The sequence below is a fragment of the Pseudocitrobacter sp. 73 genome (assembly GCF_008369545.1).
GTDB lineage: Bacteria > Pseudomonadota > Gammaproteobacteria > Enterobacterales > Enterobacteriaceae > Pseudocitrobacter > Pseudocitrobacter vendiensis.
In genome coordinates, this window is sequence record NZ_VTZO01000006.1 from 386,548 (window position 1) to 393,752 (window position 7,205).

General features: G+C 41.3%; 7 protein-coding genes and 1 pseudogene. 6 read left to right on the top strand and 2 right to left on the bottom strand.

Going from position 1 to position 7,205, the window contains the following annotated elements; genetic code table 11:
• Positions 1-49: 49 nt before the first annotated feature.
• Positions 50-229 (bottom strand): annotated as a pseudogene (locus F0Q32_RS06800) (hypothetical protein); the annotation flags it as partial.
• A gap of 95 nt (positions 230-324) precedes the next feature.
• On the opposite strand from F0Q32_RS06800, the gene F0Q32_RS06805 reads away from it, so the two are divergent.
• The 4 genes from F0Q32_RS06805 (at position 325) to F0Q32_RS06820 (ending at position 4,208) form a co-directional block, all read left to right on the top strand.
• On the top strand, positions 325-2,244 hold the full coding sequence (locus F0Q32_RS06805) for a recombinase family protein (protein WP_149462487.1): 1,920 nt from the start codon (positions 325-327) through the stop codon (positions 2,242-2,244).
• Between the two features lie 261 nt (positions 2,245-2,505).
• Positions 2,506-3,270, top strand: a complete 765-nt coding sequence (locus F0Q32_RS06810) for a lysozyme inhibitor LprI family protein (protein ID WP_149462488.1) — start codon at positions 2,506-2,508, stop codon at positions 3,268-3,270.
• A complete protein-coding gene (locus F0Q32_RS06815; protein ID WP_149462489.1) occupies positions 3,260-3,628 on the top strand; it encodes a hypothetical protein in 369 nt (122 codons plus the stop codon). Before F0Q32_RS06810 ends, F0Q32_RS06815 begins: the two co-directional genes overlap by 11 nt.
• Complete coding sequence (locus F0Q32_RS06820; protein WP_149462490.1) at positions 3,612-4,208, top strand: hypothetical protein; 597 nt, start codon at positions 3,612-3,614, stop codon at positions 4,206-4,208. Before F0Q32_RS06815 ends, F0Q32_RS06820 begins: the two co-directional genes overlap by 17 nt.
• Positions 4,209-4,347: 139 nt before the next feature.
• On the opposite strand, the gene F0Q32_RS06825 is transcribed toward F0Q32_RS06820, so the two are convergent.
• Complete coding sequence (locus F0Q32_RS06825; RefSeq protein ID WP_149462491.1) at positions 4,348-4,992, bottom strand: hypothetical protein; 645 nt, start codon at positions 4,990-4,992, stop codon at positions 4,348-4,350.
• Between the two features lie 450 nt (positions 4,993-5,442).
• Here F0Q32_RS06825 and F0Q32_RS06830 point away from each other — a divergent pair, with 450 nt between their 5' ends.
• Positions 5,443-6,054: a recombinase family protein gene (locus tag F0Q32_RS06830; RefSeq protein ID WP_149462492.1), complete on the top strand. Its 612-nt coding sequence runs from the start codon at positions 5,443-5,445 to the stop codon at positions 6,052-6,054.
• Between the two features lie 282 nt (positions 6,055-6,336).
• On the top strand, positions 6,337-7,134 hold the full coding sequence (locus F0Q32_RS06835) for a (S)-acetoin forming diacetyl reductase (protein ID WP_149462493.1): 798 nt from the start codon (positions 6,337-6,339) through the stop codon (positions 7,132-7,134).
• Positions 7,135-7,205: the final 71 nt, after the last annotated feature.

Here is a 7,205-nt window from a genome sequence, read left to right on the forward strand (position 1 = left end):
TTCTCAATTAACGAGCGGGATACACACGCATTGCTCCATAACAATCTAGTTACGGCAGCGTATCTTCTTCCAGTTTGAGCAGATAAACCATCGCCTCATCACGATGCGTTTTACACATCTCACGCGTGGGTTGCAGGCCCCCGCAAACTAGAGGACGTTCCGGCATGCCAAAAATCTTACACAGATTATTATCCGCAAGCTGGATGCATCGGGTATTAGCAGGCTTTCCTAACATACAATTATTCATGGTTTAAAATTAACATGCTTACTGTTAGCATCAAGTAATGCCCCCTCAATCGAGCTATCCAAAGGTAACCTTCCGCCATGAAGCCAAAGTTGTATTCGTATGTTCGTTTTTCCTCCGCAAAACAGAGCGAAGGTAACTCGCTTGAACGTCAGCAAGATACCGCCAGGCGAATAGCCGATCGCTATGACCTTGAGCTGGATACAACGGCATACCATGACCTTGGCATGTCTGCTTTCAAAGGAAAAAATGCTCTTGAGGGAAAGCTCTCAGAATTCATTAAGCAGATAGGGGAAAAGGTTCCTGTTGGCTCATGGCTCGTAGTAGAAAACCTTGATCGTATAAGCCGTGATGACGCCTGGAGTGCGCTGGATATCTTCAAGAGCATTCTCAGTAAAGGAGTCATTATCGTCACTGGTATGGACGAAAAAGTGTATAAGTATGCAGATGTTAAGAATAATCCATCGGACCTGATTATTTCTTTGTTGATGTTTACAAGAGCACATGACGAATCTCTCGCGAAAAAAAATCGTGTTGAAGCGCAAGCCCGCTCATTGATTCGACAGAACCTCACGAGAAAACCGGGAACCCCGGCTAAAGCGATAGAATCAGTTGGTCAAAATGTTTGGTGGGTTGATACATCATCAGGAAACGTTGACCCTCATCCTATTTTTTTCCCTGTAGCCCAAAAGATTATCGAGCTGAAACAGGCTGGTGAGACTCTACTCGGTATTCAGCGATACCTAAACGAACATCACCCTGCCCCTAAGAAAAGGATCTATAAAGATCGAACTGGTGAAAAACTCCCCCCTAAAACTGAACAATGGGGAAAGCATTTAATTAGAACCTTTTTGAATCCTACAGTTCACGGGCAAAAGGTATTCACGTTAGATAAACGCGATGAGACTGATTCTGTTGTGTACGATCCAGAATCCGATGAGCCTTTGAAAGAATCATTCATCATCCCCGATTATTATCCAGCATTGATGTCAGAAGTTGATTATTTGACCCTCTCACGTCTTGACAAACATCGGGCTGTTACACGTAGCAGCTTTAAGCATCCCGAAGGTAATCCAACTCCAGAAATTCCTTTGCTTTCTGGAATCGGTATCCTTTTTTGCGGGAAATGCGGTTCATACATGTTTAAGTCAGGCTCAGGCAAAAACAAATATCGATACATATGTGGCTCAAAGATCGTGCAAGGTAAGCCATGTGGTAAGAGAGGTCTCACTGCATACCAACTTGAACATACTATTTTGCAATTGATCTCTGATCATGTCTGGAACAACCATCAGGAGGATAGAACTGCATGGTTCGAATCTGAGATAGGGAAAGCATCCGAATCCATCACAAAGCTACAAAAGTTAGGGGCGTTAACAGATGATGTAGAAGCACTAGCGGAGCAAATTAATGATTACAAGCAGAAAAAATCAACGCTTGAGTATGAATTTAAGAATTACAAATCCGCAAGATCTGAAATTCAAATTTCGGGTTGGGAACAGTTTAGTCAGTTTGACGTTAATGACACAAAGAATCCAGATCGCAAACGTATCCGGTTAAGAATCAAACAAGCGATTAAGCGTATTGATTGTTATGATATAGATGAACGTCATGGTCATTTCAATGTGATATTTGTTGATGAAACAAAACAAAGAATAGCGATTAAATTCAATCGCAACCGCTCTCCTGGCGCTTCATACGTTGAAACACAGACAATCAATGATCATGACTTAATGAAGATGCAAGGATTAGTTCTTCACTCGTTCATTGATGAACTCATCGATCCTGAAAAATTTGCTGCTGTTGTGAAAAGCAGGCAAGAAATTAGCAAGCTCAATCCAACGTTGATAACTGAATTAGAAGATGGCATGCATCAAAGCGGGTCTGAAGTAAAAACTATTCAAATTGCTAATAGTTCGGCTAGTAAAAGCTATGCAACTATAAATGGCGTTCAACATGAAATTAATTCGTTAGAAGAGCTCGAAAAACTTCTTAAGTAACTCCTGCCCCCTACTAGAACTAACGTAGGGGCTAGAACCATCACGTCCCCCTTCCTTATAGAATCCAGCACGAACAGGTTGTCAAACCCATCTGGCAACATCTCCCATACCAATCGATCGTTTTTACAGATCAATATTGAAATATTGATAGATTTAATAGATCGATGTAACATTATGATTCTTCGACAGGTATCCCTCACACATGGGCTCACGGACCTGAACTCTGCCTCCGATTGAATGTGAAAGGAAAAGGTATCCAGCATGGCAATCCTTACAAAAACCTTAAAAATCATTGCATTAAGTACTTCTATGATTTTATGCGTAGCCGCTGCTTCTAGTACTGTATATTTCTTGCCAGAGGCGAAATCAGCAGGCGTCGCCAGCAGCGACCAAAACGCCTTGATGTTTCTTGGAATGGATAGGGACGTGAATCTAAAGGGGATATGCTTCGCGATGGCAAAGCAATCACCATCAATAATACCTCTGGTAGACATCACTGCTACGACTAATATCCGTAGATTCACAATGCACGGGCTACGCCCCAATAATGATGATGAGACGAAGGAATTAGTGTGTTCACTTGGTTCAGAAGCCGAGGATTTCGTGGTTGGCATTTCGAAGTCCTCAGTCGTCAACGTAAAGCTGGATTTTAATGGCGAGATCCGCAGCTACAGATTCGACACAACAGAATTCAGTAAAATGCTGACTTCCAATGGCAAAAGCGTGTGGGAAAGAGTAGCAAAAGAGTACGCTCAGGGAGTGCGTGCCCCGATTTTCTACGGAAAAAATGGCGGAGTACCCGACAACAATGCAACTAGCTTAGATACCGATACACAAAGTTATAAAACAAGTGATGAGAAACTTAATTCAGTCTGGAAGCAACTTAGCCCTGAGACACGAAAGCGCTTACTTCCTTCCCAAAGAGAATGGATCAAGCAAAAATCTAATTGTAATAATGAACCGAAATGCCTTACCGACATGACTAACAATCGTATTCGTAAGCTGGAATCGGAAAATGAAAAATAATGCGCTAACTTTAGTTTTAAAAAATGATTGGATGACTTCACCTTCAGATCATACCTACAAGGGGAAATATACAATTGGACGATTTCATCTGACTACTACGTTCATCATAAAATATATGAGGCTGATGCATAAAGTTGAAATTTCTGATTCATGGCTAAGTAACAGCTTCGATAGCATGTCTGATACTGATTACCGTAAGGTTTTGTATATGGAGTGCTGCGATATTTTATCGAAAGACACTATAAATGAGATCCGTGACGCGGTGAAATCACCACCTGACAACGTGAAAATATACCGTGATGGCATGCACATTACTAACATAGAGATCAGAGAAGAGCGAAATGAAATCACCTTATGAAGGTTATATTAAAAAATCAGTTGTCGCTGTTGCTATAGCCTATGGCATCTATCTTCTCTACGGGCTGGCAACCACCCCATATCAGCCCAGAGCGACTGAAGTAAAGTCCGCAGAAAATACGGATATTGTACCTGTACCACAACCAGAAAAACCCTCTAAACCGTCAATAATTGACATACTTCCAAGGCTGTATACTACCGGGGAAGTTTATGCGAGATTTAAGAAACATGAGTTTCGCGCAACTAATGATTTCAAAAAATGTCGATTAATGGTCGTAGGGAAAATAGAAAACATTAGTACTCTGACATTCAGTAAAAATCCGTTAGTTACATTAGTTATCCCCGGTTCAAATGAAGGGTTAAAATTCATATTCAAAGACACTGACTATGATAATAATAAGGTTGCGGCCTTAAATGTGGGGGATACTATCATCATTGCTGGATGGAGAGCCAGTCCTGGAACATTTAGTGGGATTTTTCTTGATGATTCTGAAATAATGTCCGATATGCTCTCTAAGAAGAAAAGGCAAATGCTGGCTGTAAATGGGGGAGTTTATGACCGGGAGATTTGCCAGAAATGACCTCTTACTTGTATTTCAAATGCAGGGCATTTCCCTGCATACTTATTAACAAGATTATTGCACAATACATTAAATTTCGGCCTGAGGTTAGGATTCAATAAAAGCATCCTCCATAAGCTATGGTGATACAATCGTCAAATCAATTGGGAATCGGGCAAAGTATTTCCGTCAAAAACGGGAATTGGTGAACACATATGGCCTCGATTTGCTGTCGTAGTTCCGCTTCGTCATCGGTATGCTTTCCAAGACTCAGATAGAAGTTTTTGCCTTCATGGATAGCGTAAATGATCCAATGCCCTGTAATTTTTTGTTCATTGGCTCGACGTTCCCAATTTCCAGAGACAGCATCAAATGCAACCATGGCTACATCTTCTGCTGTAAAATATCGTTCTTCACCAGAATTAATTGCCTCTTCAACTTTGGCTTCCAATTGCGGCAATCCATAGTTATTCAAAGCAACAAGTAGATTTCGAGCCATCACATCTATACCAGAACCGTAGTAGTGCTTATGCCACAATCCCCGAAGGAAAGGTTTACGATTAAACATCGTCGGTGACTTAGTCCTACTTTCGCCTCGTAAGGAAGTACCTTCAAGGTTAGAGATCTCGTCAGCTATAATGAACGGGTTTTCGCTCCTGGAAATGAATGATGCATATAGCTGCATAATCATTAGCCCACTCATCCTTTTGAGTGTTTCTTCTCTCAGCCCAATCTGTAACATTATGCTCATAATTTCATCAGTTTTATTTTCTTCACCGCACATAAAGCGATAGGGAATGTTCATCAATTTTGTACCTCATTTCAGAGTGAAACGATTCATATTATCATACAAATTAAGAGAGGAAACGTTGGTATATAAAGCCAATAGTCCGAGGCTCCCTCACTGAGGTCTAATGAGGAATTGTACTAAATATCAACGATTTTTTATATTCGTGGATAATATTAATTAAATTTGATGGATTGATGTTATCTGACAGAAAGTTTTGATGACCATGGCTCAATCTGTAACTCATAAACCAACAACCGAAAGCATGCTTACAGTCAGTTTTGTGCAAACATCAAATATCGCTAACATCAATCCATCAACCAAACAGCCTAAGTCATATATCGTTTAGGTATACCCATCCACTACCGCTTTTCGCTGTCCCGAAATGACTTGAAAGAATCATTGCTACTACCTATATGATACCGATATAATTGCTACCATATAAACGCTACTACAAAGGCAAATGGTATGACAAAACGTGTTTATGCCTACTTAAGAGCATCAACAAAAGAACAAGACGCGAATCGTGCAAAAATTGAGCTACAATCTTTTGCTGATAGGATGTCGATTTCTATTGCTGCGTGGTTCGTCGAAAATGAATCTGGGGCTTCTCTTTCTCGCCCTGAGCTATTCAAGCTAATTGATATTGCTCAACCCGGTGATGTATTACTTGTCGAACAAGTTGATCGTCTTAGCCGACTAAATGGTGAAGACTGGGAGAAACTATCCATGTTTATCAAATCCAAAGGAATCCGTGTTGTTGCCTTAGATTTGCCGACCTCGCACATGATGATTCAGAATGCAGATGATTTTACAAACCGTATGATGGATGCCCTGAATGGGATGATGTTAGATATGCTAGCGGCTATCGCCCGAAAGGACTACACAGACAGGAGACGCAGACAGGCACAGGGAATAGCCAAAGCCAAATCGGAGGGAAAATTTCGTGGGCGTCAGGCTGATTTAGAGCTTCATCAACGTATAATCAAACTCAGAGCAGCAGGTATGTCCTACACTGAGATCCAGCAGACAACAGGCGTTGCCCGTAGCACAATAAGCCGAGTAATCAAATCTCAGTAATTGACATGAGTTCATATGTATTAGCTCAGACCTGATCTGACAGTTACCTGTATAAATAACCGGTAACTGTCAGATCAGGTCTGAGCTAATACATATTAATGCTATCGCCTATATTGATAAGGTTGAAATGATATGAATAGTTGTTCTAGATCAATTTAGGTCACTTGCGGGTGGGTGCATCATAATTGATATAAATCATTAATGACGTATAGTACAGACTTTGATTTAATACGATACTTTTCTATTAAAGGTCGTTAGATGTAATATAAAGAGGACATAAAGATGAGTTTAGAAAAGAAAGTTGCGGTAGTAACTGGTGCTGGACAAGGGATTGGCCGGGCTGTTGCTCTGCGTTTAGCTAAAGATGGCTTCAGCATTGGTAGTCTGGATTTCAATGGTGAAGCGGCAAAAGAAACCGTTAAACTAATCGAAGAAGCCGGTGGAGAAGCGTTAGCTGTTGTGGTGGATGTAGCAGATCGGGAACAAATGTTCACCGCAGTTGATCAGGTTGCTGCTAAGTTTGGACGTATCGATGTAATGGTTAACAATGCGGGTCTTGGTCCAGCTACACCCATTGAAGACATTACTCCCGAAATCTACCATAAAGTTTTTGACGTTAACGTAGGTGGTGTTTATTGGGGGATTCAGGCCGCAATAAAACACTTCAAGAAAAGAACCCCGGCAAAAGCTGGTGATGTTGTTGGTAAAATCATCAATGCATCATCTCAGGCTGGTCAGGTTGGTAACCCTGACCTTGCTGTATATGGTGCTACTAAGTTTGCTGTTCGTGGTATTACCCAAACTGCGGCAAAGGATCTCGCTAAATATGGGATTACAGTGAATGCTTATTGTCCGGGAATTGTGCGTACACCGATGATGGAAGGCATCGCCCAAAAAGTTGCTGATGAAAACGGTCAGTCACTGGAATGGGGTCTCCAGCAGTGGGCTAAGAGCGTAACGCTTGGTCGTATTTCAGAACCGGAAGATGTTGCCGCCTGTGTTTCTTACCTTGCAGGTACTGATTCTGATTACATGACTGGGCAGGCTTTAATCATTGATGGTGGTATGGTGTTTAATTGATCTTTAGTTTTCTAAGGGATTCCATGTATCGGAATCCCTTACAGATTTATCTGTATTAGTCGCGACTTGAT